Source organism: Annamia dubia NIES-4383 (genome assembly GCF_055394725.1).
Genome location: NZ_AP025630.1, coordinates 1,218,803 through 1,237,792, shown reverse-complemented (window position 1 = coordinate 1,237,792; position 18,990 = coordinate 1,218,803). Strand labels below are relative to the sequence as shown.

Genomic DNA, 18,990 nt, shown 5'->3' with positions numbered 1-18,990 from the left:
AAGAGAACGAAAATTGATTATTGCTCCTTTTCCAGAATAACAAAAACATGAACCTCATTTTTTTTTGAAAACTCTTTAATATCTTGCATTTTTTCTTAAGTTCTCACTAAAACTTATTAGAACAAGTGTAGAATATGACAGCCAAAAAATCTGAAAATATATCTCAAAAATGCTTTAATGAGGGTTAGATTCTGGATTTAATAGATTTTGTTGATCGCTTTGTGGCTTAAGTATTTTGTAAAAAAAAGGATTATTTATTTGATGAAGATGAGAGAACTTTTCCCTAGTTATTATTCTTTAACCAAAGATGATTTTAATAAACTTTGGTTAAATTGTATTTTTATTTTTGATACTAATATTCTTCTGAATTTTTATCGCTATAGTGAAGAAACTTGTAAGGATATATTTAATAATATTCTAGTAAAAATACAAGATCGCTTATGGATACCCCATCAAGTTGCCCTTGAATTTCAAGAAAATCGAAATAAACTAATTGAAGATCAAAAAAATCAAATTGATGAAATTAAAAATCAATGGAGTAATCGAATTAATGATTTTAAAGGAGCTATTCGTAATTTTTATGGCATTAATCCAGAGGATCTTATTAAAGAGTTAGATCAATGTTTATTAGATTACTTAGAAAAACACAATCAATTAATCAAAAAGAAAACGAATAATTTAGAAGAAAATGATTATGTTAGAGATATAATAGAAAAATTATTCGATGGAAAAATTGGAAATGCTCCCAACCAAGATCAGCTTAATCAAATATATAAAGAAGGAGAAGACAGGTACAAAATAAAATATCCACCAGGTTATAAAGACAAAGATAAAAAAAAGGGAAAAACCTATTTATGGAATCATTTGTCATTTGATAGAATTTATGGGGATTTGATTTTGTGGAAAGAAATTATTGAAAAAGTGACATTGGAAATAGAACAAAATAATAATCAATGGAAATATATTATTTTTGTGACGGATGATAATAAAGAAGATTGGTGGTTACAAGAATCAGGAAAAACAATAAGTCCTCGTAGAGAACTTATTGACGAAATATATCAAGCGGGGGCAGAATTATTTTGGATGTATAATTCAGAAAATTTTGTTGAAGATGCTAAAGAATATTTACAGGCAAAAATTTTAGAAGAATCTGAAAGGGATGTAAATAATATTGCAGAATTAATAAGTGAAAAAAATAGTTCAATGGTTAGTGAAAGGGAAATTTTACAAGCATTTTTTAACTGGCTATCATCTCAATATCCTAATGATAAAATTTTCTTAGAATATAAAATTCAAGATAAAGATATTTTACCAAACAGAACATATTGGATTGATTGTATAAGATTAACACAAAAAAATAATTTAAAAATTGGATATGAAGTTAAATCTATAACAAAAGGAATGAGTGTTTCTTCTGGCATTAATCAAATATGCTTTTATAACAAAAAATTTAATTTAGATAAATGGTATTTACTATGTGCCTCTCATGATAAATATGATTTAGAGGAAACAAAAACTGTTTTTAATAATTTAATAAAATCAGAAAAAAAATTTAAACACATTGGCTTAATTCTTGGTTTTTTAGAAAATAAAGATGACGAATATCATTTTATATTATTTGATGTTGTTGAACCTGATAGATGAGGAGATTTATCATGACTCAACATATACAAAAGGGCTTTTTTCTCTAACTTTTGATTTAAGCAAAGCCTGAAAAGCTTAATTTATTTAATGGACGTAACTTGACTCGAACAAGCGACCCCACCCATGTCAAGGGTGTACTCTAACCAACTGAGCTATACGTCCTTAATTTTTTACAGTGTTGTTAATTATAATCTAAAAAAGGAATTTTGTCAACTAAAGATTGGGTCTTTATTGAAAAATTTTTGATCATAAAAATTAACTTAACACAAAAACCAAAAAAGCTCAAAATAAACTTTTAGGATGATCTAGTTTTTGTTATAATGGTAAGGGTCATTCAGACAAAATAAAGATTAAGAATATTTGAGCCAAGTAATAGATACCAATAAACTTGATACATTGGCGCAAGAATTGGCCGCTATTCAGCAAACCAGTTCTAAACGGATCGCTCTGTTAGGATCGCGCCATGTTCCCCTAACTCATCAACATTTAATCGAAATGATGAGTTATGCCCTTGTATTGTCAGGAAATAAAATTGTAACGTCAGGTGCCACAGGTACAAATTCTGCGGCTATCAAAGGTGCAATGAGGGCTGATCCGGCTTTATTGACGGTAATTTTACCCCAAAGTCTTTCCCGACAACCTAGAGAGTCTCAAGAGCAGTTACAACAAGTTATTAATTTGGTGGAAAATCATGAAAATGATCATCTCTCCCTCGGAGAGGCTAGTATGATGTGCAATCGGGAAATAATTTCCCGTTGTCAGCAGTTAGTTTGTTTTGCTTTTCATGATAGTCACACTCTTTTGCAAACTTGCTCTGAGGCTGAAGAACAAAGAAAATTAGTAACTTTGTTTTATTTTGATTAATACACATCTCCAACTATGCCCGTAGAGACGTAAAATATTACGTCTCTATCTTGATTGGAGCTTTAGCTTTGGATTTGATTTAACCATAATTCTGTTTGTTGTAGGGCATTGTGCCAAGCGTTATAACCTTGAAGACTTAAATGTAATCCATCGGTGGTATATTCGGGATTTAACTGGCCGGTTGTGTCGGTAAATAAGTTAGATAGATCGAGATAATGAGCGCCTTGTTGTTGGGCGATGTTTTGTAGATGATAATTTAATTGATTAATGCGATTAGGGGAAATATTTAATAATCGAGTGGGTAAAATTGATTGAACTATTACTTCGGTTTGGGGATGATTTTGTCTTAATTTTTTGACGATTTGACGCAGATTAGATAGGATTTCATAGTCACTTTTGCCATTACGCAGATCATTAATTCCGGCCATTAGATAAATGCGATCGGGTCTAGTTTTTGCAAAAGCATCTATTCGATGTAAAATATGGCTTGTCTGTTCGCCAGAAATTCCTTGATTGAGCCAAAATTTATCTTTAGTGAGGGCTTGTGTGGGAAACCATAAAGTTAAGGAGTCTCCTACCATAATATTAAGATGATTTCGCCCTTGACTTTGGGACATGACTTTTGCTTCTTGTGCTAGTAATGTTTGCCATTGTTGATGGGAGGGTTGCACAGAAGCATTGAGCCATTGGGATTGAAAACTGCTAGAATCTAAACGGGTAAATAGTTTTCCGGCTCTAAGTGCGGCCTGACGTTGTTGATAAAGTTGCGCACCGGATTGGGGTTTGATTTGCAGTTGGTATGAATTAAGGTCAAAATGGGGTTGAGTTTGTGGGATGATAGTTGGTTGTGGAACTGCGGGTAAATATAGATCGGGGTTTAATTGAGTTAAGGATGAGACAGCAATACTAAATTCAGGGGTTAAATTTTCAGCCCTTGAAACAATGGGGGCTGGTTTAAGAATTAGATCTAATTGATTATTTTCAAAATTTTCGATTCCTGCACTATCTAAGCCAAAACTATCTTTCAAAGCGGTTTGTGAAGTTGCTGTCTGAGCGGAGCTACTTCCGGCGGCAAGGGGAATCAGTGTTAATAATCCTGCTACTAAACGACTTTGATCACTCATGTTGTTACTTTAATAAAGATTTCTTTTCTTTTTCCCAGTTGTGAATGATTATTTTCAGGATATTTTTTAGATTAGACTTATGATTAGTTTTATCAATTGACAATTGACCATTAACAATTAACAATTGACAATTAATTAATTTGATTTAAAATCTGTCTTTTAACAATGGACAGTATAAAATCAAGATTGATTTCTCAATTAACCTTTATTGGTAAGTTTTTACTGTTTACTGCTCACTGTTAAAATATGACTCATTTGCACAATCCAGATGCGATCGCAGATCTAAATCAATTTACCTTAAGAAAACTGGCTAGAACCTTAGTTTCAACACAAGGTCAGTTTTCATGGTTATGGTTACAATGTAATAATATTTCTTTAAGGGAACAAATTATTCAAGAATTAAAGCAATTATGTCCGGTTAAATGGCGAGATTTAAAATTAATTTCTTCTGTTACTAATTTATCTCAAACTATTAATAATTTAATCGGTCATCAAACTCCATCAGCTTTAATGATTACGGGGGTAGAATTATTACAAGATCCTGATACTTTTTTTAGTAATCTTCATTTTACCCAAAAAGAATTTGCTCAAAATTTTCCTTTTCCGATCTTGATTTGGCTGACTGATGAAATGAATTCTTTTTTAAAACATTATGCTCCCGATCTACGTCATAATAACACTGATCCTTTTCGTTTTGAGGGGATTCCCACTCCTACGAAAGTAGAAATTAATCAGCAAAATTCCGGTTATGCAAACGGTTCTAAAATTAAATTACCTAATCCTCATTTTGAGGAGAAAATACAACGCTTGAGTCATCCAAAAAAATTCCAAGATAATCAAATTAATTCTAATTATTTTACTGAAAATCAACAGTCAAACTCTCCACAAAAAACTACTTCTGGGGTGTCGCCTCATCTTTCCCATAGCCCCACTTTACCCAAGGTAATTGATCTGCAATCTCCAAAAATTAATAATCCTAATTCCTCATCTTTTAGTAATTTTAATAATCTTGGAGTTAGTAATAAGATGAGTCGGGGAAATTTACCAGTCAATTCATTAAATCAAATTAGTAAAATTATAATTCTTGAACCTGATAATTATGATGATATAGCTAATATTATTGATTTTTTAAGAGCGGATTTTTCTGTGTTAATTAATTTTGTTAATCTATCTCCACAAAGGAATCAACGCTGTTTAGATTTTATTTCTGGTGGCACTTTTGCCCTTGATGGTGAGCAAATTAGAATTGGAGAAAGTTTATTTTTATTTACTCCGGCTTCCGTTAAATTAAGCGTTGGTTTTTAATTGTTAGGTAGTTAATTGATTAAATATTAACATTTTTAGTTAAGAAGTTTGTACAGGTAAAACGCAGGATAAAGATGGTTGTGAGTATTGGGAGTTTAATGAGGAATGTTCTTGAAGATTACTTAATAATTCAATAAAATCATTAAAACCTTGAAATTTACCATAAACAGAAGCAAAGCGGATATAAGCGACTTCATTTTCTTGGCGTAAATAGTCTAACACATATTCGCCAATTTCATAACTGGTAACTTGACGTTGGGGACGTTGTTGCAGTTGGGTTTCTAATTCCTCAACAAAAATTTCCAAACTTTCTTGAGAAATACTGGTTTTTTCACAAGCACGAATAATTCCCCGTAGTAGTTTAGATGGATCAAAGCATTCTTTTGTGCCGTCTTGTTTGACGACAATGATTGGTAAAGATTCTATTCTTTCATAAGTTGTAAAACGATGTTGACAATCTAAACATTGTCTTCTTCTACGAATGGTTTTTCCACCTTCTGTTGAGCGAGATTCTAAGACTCGACTTTCAGGATGATCACAATAAGGACATTGCATATTTAATTTTGATTTTGCTCTTACTAAAGGATTTACTAAAAATTATAAAGTTCTTATTTAATAATTAATCAAAAATTGATAATTTTGTCTATGATTTTTGATCTGATCAAATTTTCTTTAATAATTAATCATTATAGGACAGCAATGTGGCTAACTTATTTATGATCTTCCCATAGATTTAATTGACTAAATTTAACACATTATCAAATAAAAATGGCAAAAGATTGAAGGTTAATAATATTTATGAAACTAAATAAGGTAAATTTTTAATAAGATCTCAGTTTTTAGATGAAAATCGCTAAATATGAACATTTCGATGGTTTGATCTCCTTTAAACTGGACTAAATTTACTTTATTAATCCTAAAAATCTAAATCTCTATGAAAAACGAAAGCGAATATTTCCTCAAAGAAGAAGCAACTCGTGTCAGAATTTTGAGTGAGGCTTTACCTTATATTCAAAAGTTTGCTAACCGTACTGTTGTGATTAAATATGGTGGGGCGGCGATGAAAAATAGTGATCTCAAGGATAAAGTAATTCGAGATATTATTTTTCTGTCCTGTGTGGGTATGCGTCCGGTGGTGGTACATGGTGGCGGGCCTGAAATTAATACATGGCTAGGAAAATTAAATATTGAACCTCAGTTTAAAGATGGTTTGCGTGTGACTGATGCCCCTACTATGGATGTGGTGGAAATGGTGTTAGTTGGGCGTGTTAATAAGGAGTTAGTGGCGTTAATCAATCAATCTGGGGGATCGGCCGTTGGTTTATGTGGTAAAGATGGTAATTTAATTACGGCTCGTCCGATGGACAATTGTGATGTGGGTTTTGTAGGGGAAGTAGCTAATGTTAATATTAATGTGGTGGAATCCCTTGTTAACAGTGGTTATGTTCCGGTGATCTCCAGTGTGGCGGCCGATGACAATGGACAGGCTTATAATATCAATGCCGATACGGTGGCCGGGGAAATAGCGGCCGCCCTTGGTGCAGAAAAATTAATTTTATTAACGGATACCCCCGGAATTTTAAAAGATTATCATGATCCTTCTACTCTTTATAATCGTTTAACCATTCAAAATGCCAGACAATTAATTGAGGAAGGGATCGTCAGTGGTGGTATGATTCCCAAAGTTAGTTGTTGTGTTCGTTCTTTGGCGCAAGGTGTTCAAGCGGCGCATATTATTGATGGTCGTATTCCCCATTCGATTTTATTAGAAATTTTTACAGATGAAGGGATCGGTTCAATGATTGTTGCTTCTGAACATAATATTTAATCATTATCAAAAATCCTGTGGAGACTTACTCTGATAAGTCTCTACAAAAATATCAACAAGATAAAATAATAGGATCAATTGATAATTGATCATGGATAATTGTCAATTGTTGAAAAGTACAATTAATGTTATAAGATCAGAACAAACTTAATTTTTGATTTTAATTAATATGACTTCTGAACAACAAAATTTAACTTCTAATTCCCAATCTTTTTCCTTTTGGCAATCAATTAAAGAAAATAGTAAAGTAATGGCGATCGCCTTAATTTTGGCTTTTTTAATTAGAATTTTTATCGCTGAACCCCGTTATATTCCTTCTGATTCAATGTATCCCACTTTAACACAGGGCGATCGTCTGGTTATCGAGAAAGTATCTTATTATTTTAAAACTCCCCAAAAAGGCGATATAATTGTATTTGAGCCACCTTTACAATTACAAATGTTAGGTTACAATAAGGATCAAGCTTTTATTAAAAGGGTGATTGGTACATCAGGTCAAAAAGTAGAAATTAAAGAGGGCAAAGTCTATATTAATGATCAACCTTTAAGGGAAAATTATATTGCAGAAAAACCAAATTATGAGCTTGAACCTATTATTATTCCTGAACATTTTTTATTTGTGATGGGAGATAATCGTAATAATAGTAATGATTCCCATATTTGGGGATTTTTACCTGAAAAAAATGTGATTGGTAAAGCGACTATTCGCTTTTTTCCCTTTAATCGTTTAGGTAAATTTTAAAGTAATTAATCTTAATTAAAATAGGTCTAAACGCCCATCATCTCTTAAATAAATGGCATGATGATCGTCATAAAAACCATCCCCTAAATACACTTCAATTCTTAACTTTTTTGGCTGGGGTTGAGATAGTTTAAACTTTAAAGATAAACCTTGAATATCCCAAATAATCACGGAAAAATTTGGCGTGATCGTTCCCCCCCTAAAAAAAGATACGGTTTTGCCCGGATCCAAGGTAAAAGCATCAGTTCCTTGGATCTGTTCGATCGCAATTAAACTAGAACTACGATTGATTACCTCTACGGTGATAACTTCTCCTGGGATAAACTGGATCGGCTGAGGAGGGCAACTACTATCAGCGACACAACTTTGAGCGATCGCTATTTGAGGATAGAACCATAATTCTCCTCCCCCTACTAATAAAAAGACTGGTAAAATTAAAGATAACGGTTGATTTTTCTTCATTTTTTCTTTACCTTATAACCTTAAAGATTTAATTAATATTAATAATTATTTTCCCATCTCAAAATTATAAAAAATTGATATTTTTGAAAATAAGATGTCTCATTCTTTTGAAACAAATCATCATAATTCAGATTCTAACCAGCAAAGGGAAAATTGTCATTTCCATCCCCATTCCCATGTTCATAGTCAAGAATCTTTGCGTAAAATAGTTAATCGTTTATCTCGCATTGAAGGGCATATTAGGGGTGTTAAAACTATGGTAACAGAAAGTCGCCCCTGTCCTGAAGTTTTAGTGCAGATCGCCGCCGTTAGAGCGGCCTTAGATCGGGTGGCAAGAATTATTTTAGATCAACATTTAAGCGAATGTATTGCAAGGGCGGCTCAAGAGGGTAATATTGAATCAGAAATTGAAGAATTAAGGGAAGCTTTAGATCGGTTTTTATTATAAAAAAACAGGCTTGATTGAGGTAAGAAATGACATTAGACTTCTGGCAAAATCACAGAAGTCTAATGAAAAACCTATGTTTTTTGACGATACCAACGAATAAATAATTTTTCTAATTCTACCCAAATAAACATTAAACTACTAACACCTAAACAGATTAATAATTGTTGTGGGGTTAAATAATTTGTATTAAAAAAGTTTTGTAATGGTGGAATATAAATTAAGGACAATTGTAAAATAGTAGTAATAATTACCGCACCTAATAAATAGGGATTAGAAAAAGGATTAATTTCAAAGCTTAAACGATAATCGGATCTACAGGCGATCGCATGACCCATTTGAGAGATACATAAAGAGGTAAAAACCATCGTTTTCCAACTATCCGCATCTCCATTGGTAGCCTGATGAGACCAAACCATTAAAATAATCGTAATAATAGCGAATATAATCCCTATTCTAATAATATATGAGCCTAAACCCCTCGCAAAAATATTTTCCCTTGGGCTAAAGGGCGGAAAGCTCATCACATTTGGCTCGGCCGGCTCTAAGGCTAAGGCTAAGGCGGGTATCCCATCGGTAACTAAATTCATCCAGAGAATTTGTAAGGGTATCAACGGCACATCATAACCTAAAAGGGGAGCGGCGGCGATCGTTAAGACTTCACCCACATTACTACCTAAAATATATTTAATAAAGCGTCTTATATTCATATAAACTACCCTTCCCTCCTCTGTAGCCGCTACAATAGTCGCAAAATTATCATCTAATAACACCATATCACTCGCTTCTTTACTCACATCTGTGCCTGTAATGCCCATGGCAATACCTATATCAGCTTGTTTTAAGGCCGGGGCATCATTAACTCCATCTCCCGTCATGGCTACAAAATTACCTTGTTTTTGTAGGGCTTTGACAATTCTTAATTTATGTTCAGGAGCAACTCTAGCATAAATACTCACTTTATCTACTTCTTGTTCTAATTCTTCTTGGGAGATTTTCTCTAAATCTTGTCCAGTTAAAATCAGTTCATTTTCTGTTGCAATTCCTAATTTTAAGGCGATAGTTCGGGCGGTTAATTGATGATCTCCCGTGATCATAATTGGTCTTATACCCGCTTCTCGACATCGTTTGACGGCTTTTTTAACTTCGGGACGGGGGGCATCTAACATTCCCACTAAGCCTAGCCAAATTAAGTTATTTTCTTCAAGTTCGTCTTGGGGGGGGATCTGCTCGATCGGTTTATAGGCAAATCCTAAAACTCTTAAACCGGAGACGGCCATTTCATTATTTTGGGCAATAATTTGACGGCGTTGTTCATTGGTCAAAAAAGAGGTTTCTGAGCCTTCTAAAACCGATTCACAAAGTTCTAAAATTAATTCTGGTGAGCCTTTAGTAAACATTAATAATTGTTCATTTTCACCTTCCCAAATTCCTTTGCAAATAACGCTCATTCTTTTTCTTTCTGAAGAAAAAGGGATTTCTCCTACTCTTTTATATTGATTTTGACAATTTTCCTGATTAAATCCTCCTTTTCCTCCTAATGATAATAATGCTCCTTCGGTTGGATCCCCTAAAATACTCCAATCATTTTCCATCATTAAAATGCCATCATTACATAAAACTCCATTCATCAGCAGTAAATTTAATTCTTGATGGGTAGCGGGTTCAATTTTTTCCTGATCTCGGTTGAAAAATTCTCCTTCGGGGGCGTATCCTTCCCCTGTTACCTGAAAATGATGGTGTAAGGTGTATATTTCCTGTACTACCATTTTATTCTGAGTTAATGTACCTGTTTTATCGGAACAAATTGTATTAACTGAGCCTAAAGTCTCAACGGCCGGAAGCTTACGGATCAGCGCTTTTCGCTTAACCATTCTTTGCGTTCCGATCGCCAGAGTCACGGTGATCACGGCGGGAAGTCCTTCTGGCACAACCGCTACAGCCATACTAAGGGAGACTTCTATTAAATCTTTGAGTTTACTCCAATTACCTTCTTTTAAACTCCCAAAAATTACTACTACTGCTACTAAAATTAAAGAACCTGTGACTAAGGTATTACCTAACTGAGTCATTCTTTGCTGGAGGGGAGTGGGTTCAGTTTCTACTTCCTGTAACATTTGAGCAATTTTACCTAATTCCGTATCCATCCCTGTGGCGGTAACAACGACTTTTCCCCGCCCTTGTATTACTTCTGTACCAGTAAAAACCATATTAGTGCGATCGCCGAGGGAAGTATCTTGCGCTAAACCATTAAGAGAGACTTTTTTATTAATACTGTTAGCTTCTCCAGTTAAAGCAGACTCCCTGATCTGTAAACCATTGGCTTCAAGAATTTGTCCATCGGCGCAAAGTTGTGTGCCAGATTCGATTAAAATAATATCACCAGGTACTAAATTAATGGCATCAACTTCAAAGGTTTTTCCTTCTCGGATCACCCGCACTTTGGGAGAAGACATTTGCTTTAAAGAAGAAAGTGCTTTTTCCGCCCGACTTTCTTGTAAAAAACCCAATATTCCGTTTAAAATAACGATCGCTAGGATCGCAATACTATCTTTAAAAGGAATAGCCCCTTCTTCTATTTTCCCCCCTAATAGATCAGTTAAATCAATAATACCGGAAATGATTGCTACAATAATGAGCATCACTAACATAGTATTTTTAAACTGATCTAAAAGAATTTGCCAATTATTACGGCCTTTAATTTCCGTAATTTCATTGTTACCATAGTAAATTAGACGTTGTTTGACAACTTCCTCAGTTAAGCCAGTCTCCCCATTACTTGCTAAAAGATGGAGAGTTTTGTCTATCGGTTGAGTATACCAAGGTTGTCTAATATTTGGAAAAAAGTCACAAGAGTGTGGTTGAGATACGGCCATTTTGTTATTCGTTATTGGTGATTCGTTATTTGTTATAATAGTTTACCACTTTGCTTAACAATATTTGCTCTGTTTCAACTATAACATTTAAAAACTCTCTTTTTGTCTAAAGAGCCATAAATGTTATTAGCTAAGAATGACCAAAAATTAATATTTTGTTCTAATTGAATAGTTGTCATATCATATTTTACGGGTAATAATGTGCATTTTTTTTATTAATTAATATTTCTTAAAATCTCCTAAAATTCAAGGATCATTAAATTGATTAAATTTAAGTTATTAATAGCTAAACTATAATTAAGATTAATCAATATTGCTTGATTAAATGCTTCTTTAGCTTCTTTTAATCTTCCTAATTTTTCTAAAGTAACACCTCTATTATTCCATGCTTGGTAAAATGTTGGCTGAAAAGTTATAGCTTGAGAAAAACAAAACATTGCTTTTCGATCTTCACCTAACTTTTCGAGGATACATCCTTGATTGTACCATGCTTGATAAAATTGAGGATATAATTTAATTGCTTGATCATAGGCTTCTATTGCTTTTTGAACAAGATTTAATCGTCTAAAAGTTAAAGCTTTATTGTACCAAACTTCGGGAAAATTGGGTTTAATTTTAATTGCCTGATCGTAGGCTTTTATTGCTTCATCATATTGACAATGATCAAATAAATTGATTCCTTTTTTAAACCAAAAATCAGCATTTTTTTCTATTTCATTTTTTGCTTGATTTTGAGTTAAGTTAGATTGAAAATTATGTAAAAGACATCTCCAATAAATGATAAAGCTTATATGGTAACAGTTTCATCTTTAATCAGCACTCAGCAATCAATCCCTGTAAAGTTAATTTCACGTCAAAATTTCGTCTAAATCTAATTTCGTCCCAAAAGTATGACTAATTAAAACATCAATTACTTCATTTGATGACGATGATTTTACTATTTCTAAAACTAAACTCTTAATTCTTAATCTCACTAACCCACAAACTGTTAAAAATACTGACTGATATTTGTCTTTTCTTAATCTAAATCTTTCTCTTGCTACTCGCCATATTTTTATGATTCTAATTAAATGTTCTATAAATATTCTGACCGATGAAATCTTTTTATTTTCTTCTTTTTCTTCCTGAGTTAATACTCCTTTTTTCGGTTTTTTCTTCGGGGTAATAATTTGTGGCTCTCCCACATAAGCTTTATCCCCTTTAAACCTTTGATCTATCCCAAACTTCTTGAGATTTTGACGACAAATGTTAATATCACTTGAAGCGCCCTGGTTTTCCCGCCACTACATCCACAATATCTCGGCCTTTTGGAAGACTAATTAATTGATTTTTAAAAGTATGTTCACATTTTTTTCCACTATAATATTTTTTCTGTTCTTGATAGTCTAAAGGTCTTTCTCTTGGCTGTTCTTCACTATCTACTAATAATTCATTTTCCTTCAATTTTTCCAACATTTCTTCTATTTTTTCTGGGGACTTTTTTACTTGTTCTAGTAAAGAGCATGGCAAAGCTTCTCTCATAATTTTTTGCCAATAATCAAACAAATTATTCGCCGTTGATTCACTTACTTGAAAGATGATACCTAATAGTTGAAAACTCAGGTGATGTCTTAAATAAATTAAAGTCAAAATAATCTGGTTTTCTTTTGAAAGCTTACTCTCTCTACCACCACCGGAATTGATAATTCTAGTTTTTTGTTTTTCGGATTCTTCTTTTGCTTGTTTCTCCAAGATCAAAAGATGTGCGATTAGCTGTTGTAATTGTTCATAATTAATTCCTAATAATCTTTTAGTTGCTTGTTTGTGATCTTGAATATATTGCCAAGTATAATTACTCATTTTTGTTATTTCTCCTTAAAATCTTTGTTGATGATAGCTTAATTTTTTTATTTCTATTATATTATAGAGATGTCTAAAGTAGAATTTTGATTAGATGTGCTAACATTTTCTTGTATAGAGTTAGTTTTGTTACCTTGATTTTGAGTTAAGTTAGATTGAGAATTATGTAAAGTAGAATTGTGATTAGATGGGATAACATTTTCTTCTATAGGGTTAGTTTTGTTACCTTGATTTTGAGTTAAGTTAGATTGAGGATTATGTAAAGTAGAATTGTGATTAGATGGGATAACATTTTCTTGTATAGAGTTAGTTTTGTTACCTTGATTTTGAGTTAAGTTAGATTGAGGATTATGTAAAGTATAATTTTGATTAGATGGGATAATATTCCCTTGTATAGGGTTATTTTTGTTACCTTGATTTTGAGTTAAGTTAGATTGAGAATTATGTAAAGTATAATTTTGATTAGATGTGCTAACATTTTCTTGTATAGGGTTAGTTTTGTTACCTTGATTTTGAGTTAAGTTAGATTGAGAATTATGTAAAGTATAATTTTGATTAGATGTGCTAACATTTTCTTGTATAGAGTCAGTTTTGCTACCTTGATTTTGAGTTAAGTTAGATTGAGGATTATTTAAAGTATAATTTTGATTAGATGGGATAATATTCCCTTGTATAGAGTTAGTTTTGTTACCTTTATTTTGAGGTAAGTTAGATTGAGGATTATTTAAAGTATAATTTTGATTAGATGGGATAATATTCCCTTGTATAGAGTCAGTTTTGTTACCTTGATTTTGAGTTAAGTTAGATTGAGGATTATTTAAAGTATAATTTTGATTAGATGGGATAATATTCCCTTGTATAGAGTTAGTTTTGTTACCTTTATTTTGAGGTAAGTTAGATTGAGGATTATTTAAAGTAGAATTTTGATTAGATGGGATAATATTCCCTTGTATCGAGTCAGTTTTGTTACCTTGATTTTGAGTTAAGTTAGATTGAGGATTATGTAAAGTATAATTTTGATTAAATGAGCTAATATTTTCTTGTATAGAGTCAGTTTTGTTACCTTGATTTTGAGGTAAGTTAGATTGATTCTGACTTTTCAATAACTGTTTTTTCAAAATAAAAAATACACCTAAGCCTAATATCAAAATACCACTAATCGCCAAAATAATCACACTCAATAACTGTTCATTATTAAGCTTATTATTAACATTTATCTGATCAGAATTAGGATTAATTTCTGTGATAGAATTAACTTGATTTTTTGTGATTAAATCAAAACTGATTTTCTTCATATACCTTACCAATAATCATCTAAAAAAATTCTAACATAAATCATCAACAATTAATAATTATTAAACTTTTTCCCCATACTTTTCATTCTGTTTCTTTGCTTCTTTGTCTCTTTACATGATATTATGATCAAAATATAGCAATATTAAAATTATAGATAATCCTCCATTATGAAAGAAATTCTTTATCTGGAAATACCTACACCTGATACCAACGCAGTTAAAACCTATTTACAACAAGAGTGGCGATCGCCGAAAGGAGTAAAATTAACTACTTGTGATGGTCTTCGTATTCAGTTTTTTACTAAGGAAAAATCAGAGCTTAAACAACCAGATTATGAATTATCTATTTTTGTTTGGTCTTTACAACGCACTACTTACCTTAAAGTTTTTCAATGGCAAGAAAAAATTACTACCTATTGGTCAGAAATTAAACAAAATTTAATTCAATCTCTTAATCATAAATTCCCCCAACAATATCCTTCTCCTCCTCAAATTGATTTATCTAAACAAACTATTTTTGAGGCTTTAGATCCTTATTATCCTAAAACAGTTCAATATTTTCAGAAATTTCCCCAAGGTGAATATGATCTAACTAGGGCTTACTGGTGGGAACAAAAATGGCGTGATAGTGTCAATAATCCCCAAACCCCCAAACAGGTTATCTTCCAACAAAATCAAGATCTAACCTCAGAAAAGCCTACTTATGATCTAATTTATATCGGTGGGGCTTTAGGCGTAATTCATGCCGCCGTAATGGCTCAAAAAGGTTATAAAGTTTTATTGATCGAAAGGCTACCTTTTGCTAGAATGAATCGAGAATGGAATATTTCTCGTCAAGAATTTCAGAGCTTAATTGAGCTAGGATTATTTAATTCTCAGGAATTTGAGGATTTAATCGCTAAAGAATATGTAGACGGCTTTAATAAGTTTTTTGATAGCAATAATCCTCCTAATCTGAAAGCTCAGATTTTACATACTCCCACCGTGTTAAATATCGCCCTTGACTCTGAAAAACTGTTAAAAGTTTGTGGGGAAAAACTCTTAAAAGCGGGTGGTGAAATTTGGGATGAAACTGAGTTTATCAGAGGTGATATTACCCCTAGTCAAGCCATTATTGACACGGTTAATTTAAAAACAAAGGAGAGCAAAAAAGCCACCGCTAGAATGATTATAGATGCGATGGGTACGGCTTCACCCATCGCATGGCAATTAAACGGAGGCCGCACTTTTAATAGTGTTTGCCCTACGGTGGGGGCGGTAATCGAAAAAAGTTGTTTCCCTACGCAAGTCTGGGATCCCCAGTATGGAGATGTTTTAAACTCTCATGGCGATATTTCCAGAGGACGACAATTAATTTGGGAGTTATTTCCGGGGGAAAATGATGATTTAACCTTTTATTTATTCCATTATCATGAGGTACACCCTGATAATCCGGGTTCTTTATTGGAAATGTATGAAGATTTTTTCACCATTATTCCTGAATATCGCCGTTGTAATATGGATGATTTAATCTGGAAAAAAGCTACTTTTGGTTATATTCCCGGACATTTTAGCGTTAATAGTAGCGATCGCCGTGTAGGGTTCGATCGCATCCTAGCGATCGGAGATGCGGCCTCATTGCAGTCACCCCTAGTGTTTACGGGCTTTGGCTCATTAGTGAGAAATTTAGCCCGATTAACCGATCTATTAGATACGGCCTTAAAATATGATTTATTAAAAGGAGAAAATCTCAATCAAATCAGAGCTTATCAGAGTAATATCTCTGTTACTTGGTTATTTTCTAAAGGAATGATGGTTAAAACAGGAGCAAAATTACCCCCTGAAAGGATTAATTCAATGTTAAATACCTTTTTTGGCCTGTTGGCACAAGAACCGCCGGAAGTTGCCAATACATTTATCAAAGATCGCACTAATTGGTTATTATTTAATCAGTTAGCCTTAAAAGCGGCCTTTCAAAATCCCATGATGTTAATTTGGATTGTGGAAATGGCGGGATTAAAAGACATTTTCCGATGGTTAATTTCCTATTTAGCCTTTACTTTTGATGCCTTTTTAAGATTTATTTTAATGGGCTGGTTTCCTGATTTATTAACTAAAATTAAGCCTTGGTTGCGACAAAATAATCCGGCTTTGTGGCTACAATATTTAAGTTTTTATTATCGGATGAAAGCCTTAGATCAAATTAAAAATTAAAGCTTTTTGTTATTAGTTATTGGTTATTGGTTATTTGTTGTTTGTTGTTAAACAAGCAAGTATAATTGAAAGTAAAATAGTAATTACTAAAAACAAAGAAATCTTAATCAAATTAGTCTAGTTACATTTTATAATTAGTTAGACTTAAACAAATAATTAATAACTAATAACGAATAACGAATAACTTATGGGAAGAATCTTTATTTCAGCCGGCCATGGTGGCATTGAACAAGGTAGACCCGATACCGGGATCATCGCCGGAGGCACAACTGAAGCACAACAAATGATGTTATTACGGGATCAAATAGTCTCCGAGTTGCGATCGCTTGGTCAAGAAGTCCTCTCCGTACCCGATGATCTTAGCGAAATAGGAACGATCCAATGGATCAACAGTCGAACCAAACAGGGTGATATTGCGCTAGAAATACATAGTGATTCAGCCACAAATCCCAGTGTGAGAGGGGTTACAGTCTTTTATATACTCAATAATGATGAGCGCAAAAAACACGCCGATATTTTACTATTAAGATTATTAAGACGAGTTCCCCAACTGCCCAACCGAGGCACAAAAGCCGATACAGCCACAGGTTTAGGTCAACTGCGTTTTTGTCGTCAAGTGATACCAGCCTCTTTGTTAATGACCGTTGGTTTCCTTACCAGTCCAGACGATCGGGCTTTATTGACCAATAAACGCCGTGATATTGCCCAAGGTATTGCGGAAGGTTTAGCCGAATGGAGTCGAGAAATATCAGGTATTACACCCCCTACACCCCCTTCAAATGAAGCCACAGAAACCACAACAAGTTATCCGGCCATCAATATTACGATTAATAATCAAACCTACCATGAACAGGGCATTTTGATTAATGGAAATGCCTTTATTCCGATGGATCTAGTCGATCGCTTAGGAGTTGATTTAACTAGATCTCCCAATACTCGTTTAGTTCAATATAAAGGGGTGGTCTATGTCAAAGCGATCGAATTAAGGGATTATAATATTACGGTTAAATGGGAAAGCTCTACTCGCACCATTGTTTTAACTTCTATTTTAAAAATTTGCCCAGGTTTAATGGATAAAATTATGGGACATGGTAATACCTCAGAAGTGCAAATGATTATGTTCCTCAAAAATAACAATGACAAGGCTTTAGAGAATTTTCCCGACTTAGCGAAAATCTATCGAGAAGAAGCAGGTATTGAAGGCATTAGTTATGATATTGCCTTTAGTCAAATGTGCGTAGAAACCTCATTTTTGCGTTTTGGGGGAGAGTTAAAAGCCTCTCAAAATAATTTTGGAGCTTTAGGTTCAGTGGGGGGAGCTTCCCAACTGGCCACTTTTCCCAGTGCGAGGATCGGCGTGAGGGCGCATATTCAACATTTAAAAGCATACGCCAGTCTTGAGCCGATCGTCCAAGAAATTGTAGCACCACGTTTTCGCTTTGTCACTAGAGGGATCGCTCCCCTTGTACCTCAACTATCTGGACGTTGGAAAGCGGATCTCAGTTATGGAGATAAAATTATGGCCATGTTACGCCGACTTTATGAAGCTTCAAATTTATTATAGGCAGTCTGTTTTGCCCTTAAAGCCATCTCCCCAAGGGCAAAAAGGCTGTCTTGAAAAATATTTAGTATAACTTATTACTTATTCTTGAACTTGTGCCAGAAGTTGACTTTTTATGTTATATTTGTAAACAATTGTAAATTTTTGTTAATCATTATCAAAATTTAGGAGATCTCTGAATTATGACAGGATGCTTAAGAGTTGGACAACAAGCTCCCGACTTTACTGCCACAGCCGTTGTCGATCAAGAATTTAAAACCATCAAACTTTCTGATTACAAAGGGAAATATGTTGTTCTCTTTTTCTATCCCTTAGACTTTACTTTCGTTTGTCCTACTGAAATCATTGCTTTCAGTGATCGCTATAGTGAGTTTAGTGCTATTAATACAGAAATCTTAGGAGTTTCTGTGGACAGCGAATTTTCTCATTTAGCTTGGATTCAGACCGATCGCAAAAATGGAGGTCTTGGAGATATTACCTATCCTTTAGTAGCGGATCTCAAAAAAGAAATTAGTACGGCTTATAATGTACTTGATCCCGATGCAGGAATCGCCTTAAGAGGCTTATTTATCATTGATCAAGATGGAGTTATTCAACATTCAACTATCAATAATCTTTCTTTCGGCCGTAGTGTTGACGAAACTTTAAGAACATTAAAAGCCATTCAATATGTTCAAACTCACCCCGATGAAGTTTGTCCAGCAGGATGGAAAGAAGGCGATAAAACCATGATCCCTGATCCTGTTAAATCTAAAGTTTATTTCTCTGCTGTGTAAATCAATTTTTTCACTGATTTAAAAAAGTCTAGGATT

17 protein-coding genes, 1 tRNA gene and 1 pseudogene are annotated in these 18,990 nt (G+C 33.4%); 9 read left to right on the top strand and 10 right to left on the bottom strand.

Annotated features, from left to right (window positions below):
- Nucleotides 1-267 precede the first annotated feature (267 nt).
- Nucleotides 268-1,644 (top strand): PIN-like domain-containing protein, encoded by a 1,377-nt coding sequence (locus Anndu_RS05600; RefSeq protein ID WP_464103429.1) that lies wholly within the window; start codon nucleotides 268-270, stop codon nucleotides 1,642-1,644.
- An 88-nt stretch (nucleotides 1,645-1,732) separates the two neighbouring features.
- Here the strand turns inward: Anndu_RS05600 and Anndu_RS05595 are convergent.
- A tRNA-Val gene (locus Anndu_RS05595) sits at nucleotides 1,733-1,806 on the bottom strand.
- A gap of 198 nt (nucleotides 1,807-2,004) precedes the next feature.
- Between Anndu_RS05595 and Anndu_RS05590 the strand changes: the two genes are divergently transcribed.
- Complete coding sequence (locus tag Anndu_RS05590; RefSeq protein WP_464103428.1) at nucleotides 2,005-2,508, top strand: DNA-processing protein DprA; 504 nt, start codon at nucleotides 2,005-2,007, stop codon at nucleotides 2,506-2,508.
- A gap of 62 nt (nucleotides 2,509-2,570) precedes the next feature.
- Here the strand turns inward: Anndu_RS05590 and Anndu_RS05585 are convergent, their stop codons facing one another.
- Entirely contained in the window at nucleotides 2,571-3,632 is a 1,062-nt protein-coding gene (locus Anndu_RS05585) for a GDSL-type esterase/lipase family protein (RefSeq protein ID WP_464103427.1), read from the bottom strand.
- A gap of 246 nt (nucleotides 3,633-3,878) precedes the next feature.
- Between Anndu_RS05585 and Anndu_RS05580 the strand changes: the two genes are divergently transcribed.
- Nucleotides 3,879-4,937 (top strand): cell division protein SepF, encoded by a 1,059-nt coding sequence (locus Anndu_RS05580; protein WP_464103426.1) that lies wholly within the window; start codon nucleotides 3,879-3,881, stop codon nucleotides 4,935-4,937.
- 39 nt (nucleotides 4,938-4,976) lie between these two features.
- Here Anndu_RS05580 and nrdR read toward each other — a convergent pair whose 3' ends face one another.
- On the bottom strand, nucleotides 4,977-5,492 hold the full coding sequence (gene nrdR, locus Anndu_RS05575; protein ID WP_464103425.1) for a transcriptional regulator NrdR: 516 nt from the start codon (nucleotides 5,490-5,492) through the stop codon (nucleotides 4,977-4,979).
- 379 nt (nucleotides 5,493-5,871) lie between these two features.
- On the opposite strand from nrdR, the gene argB reads away from it, so the two are divergent.
- Both argB and lepB read left to right on the top strand, forming a co-directional pair.
- Nucleotides 5,872-6,765, top strand: a complete 894-nt coding sequence (gene argB, locus Anndu_RS05570) for an acetylglutamate kinase (protein ID WP_464103424.1) — start codon at nucleotides 5,872-5,874, stop codon at nucleotides 6,763-6,765.
- Between the two features lie 169 nt (nucleotides 6,766-6,934).
- Nucleotides 6,935-7,507 carry a signal peptidase I gene (gene lepB, locus Anndu_RS05565; RefSeq protein WP_464103423.1) on the top strand — a complete coding sequence of 191 codons (573 nt, stop codon included), beginning with the start codon at nucleotides 6,935-6,937 and terminating at the stop codon, nucleotides 7,505-7,507.
- A 15-nt stretch (nucleotides 7,508-7,522) separates the two neighbouring features.
- Here lepB and Anndu_RS05560 read toward each other — a convergent pair whose 3' ends face one another.
- Nucleotides 7,523-7,969 (bottom strand): hypothetical protein, encoded by a 447-nt coding sequence (locus Anndu_RS05560; protein WP_464103422.1) that lies wholly within the window; start codon nucleotides 7,967-7,969, stop codon nucleotides 7,523-7,525.
- A 94-nt stretch (nucleotides 7,970-8,063) separates the two neighbouring features.
- Between Anndu_RS05560 and Anndu_RS05555 the strand changes: the two genes are divergently transcribed.
- Nucleotides 8,064-8,417: a metal-sensing transcriptional repressor gene (locus tag Anndu_RS05555; RefSeq protein WP_464103421.1), complete on the top strand. Its 354-nt coding sequence runs from the start codon at nucleotides 8,064-8,066 to the stop codon at nucleotides 8,415-8,417.
- Between the two features lie 71 nt (nucleotides 8,418-8,488).
- Here the strand turns inward: Anndu_RS05555 and Anndu_RS05550 are convergent, their stop codons facing one another.
- From Anndu_RS05550 to Anndu_RS05525, 6 genes and pseudogenes are all read right to left on the bottom strand, one after another.
- Nucleotides 8,489-11,290 (bottom strand): cation-translocating P-type ATPase, encoded by a 2,802-nt coding sequence (locus Anndu_RS05550; protein WP_464103420.1) that lies wholly within the window; start codon nucleotides 11,288-11,290, stop codon nucleotides 8,489-8,491.
- Nucleotides 11,291-11,529: 239 nt separating this feature from the next.
- Complete coding sequence (locus tag Anndu_RS05545) at nucleotides 11,530-11,727, bottom strand: tetratricopeptide repeat protein (RefSeq protein ID WP_464103419.1); 198 nt, start codon at nucleotides 11,725-11,727, stop codon at nucleotides 11,530-11,532.
- A gap of 3 nt (nucleotides 11,728-11,730) precedes the next feature.
- Nucleotides 11,731-11,967: pseudogene (locus Anndu_RS05540) on the bottom strand (tetratricopeptide repeat protein); the annotation flags it as partial.
- Between the two features lie 171 nt (nucleotides 11,968-12,138).
- Entirely contained in the window at nucleotides 12,139-12,474 is a 336-nt protein-coding gene (locus tag Anndu_RS05535; protein ID WP_464103418.1) for a transposase family protein, read from the bottom strand.
- Between the two features lie 70 nt (nucleotides 12,475-12,544).
- Nucleotides 12,545-13,129, bottom strand: a complete 585-nt coding sequence (locus Anndu_RS05530) for a helix-turn-helix domain-containing protein (RefSeq protein WP_464103417.1) — start codon at nucleotides 13,127-13,129, stop codon at nucleotides 12,545-12,547.
- Nucleotides 13,130-13,185: 56 nt separating this feature from the next.
- Entirely contained in the window at nucleotides 13,186-14,424 is a 1,239-nt protein-coding gene (locus tag Anndu_RS05525; RefSeq protein WP_464103416.1) for a hypothetical protein, read from the bottom strand.
- A gap of 168 nt (nucleotides 14,425-14,592) precedes the next feature.
- Between Anndu_RS05525 and Anndu_RS05520 the strand changes: the two genes are divergently transcribed.
- From Anndu_RS05520 to Anndu_RS05510, 3 genes are all read left to right on the top strand, one after another.
- The gene (locus tag Anndu_RS05520) at nucleotides 14,593-16,617 is read left to right on the top strand and encodes an NAD(P)/FAD-dependent oxidoreductase (protein ID WP_464103415.1); all 2,025 of its coding nucleotides are present in this window, start codon (nucleotides 14,593-14,595) and stop codon (nucleotides 16,615-16,617) included.
- Between the two features lie 187 nt (nucleotides 16,618-16,804).
- Nucleotides 16,805-18,181: a hormogonium tapered terminus morphoprotein TftA gene (tftA, locus tag Anndu_RS05515; RefSeq protein ID WP_464103414.1), complete on the top strand. Its 1,377-nt coding sequence runs from the start codon at nucleotides 16,805-16,807 to the stop codon at nucleotides 18,179-18,181.
- Between the two features lie 179 nt (nucleotides 18,182-18,360).
- The gene (locus Anndu_RS05510; protein WP_464103413.1) at nucleotides 18,361-18,954 is read left to right on the top strand and encodes a peroxiredoxin; all 594 of its coding nucleotides are present in this window, start codon (nucleotides 18,361-18,363) and stop codon (nucleotides 18,952-18,954) included.
- Nucleotides 18,955-18,990: the final 36 nt, after the last annotated feature.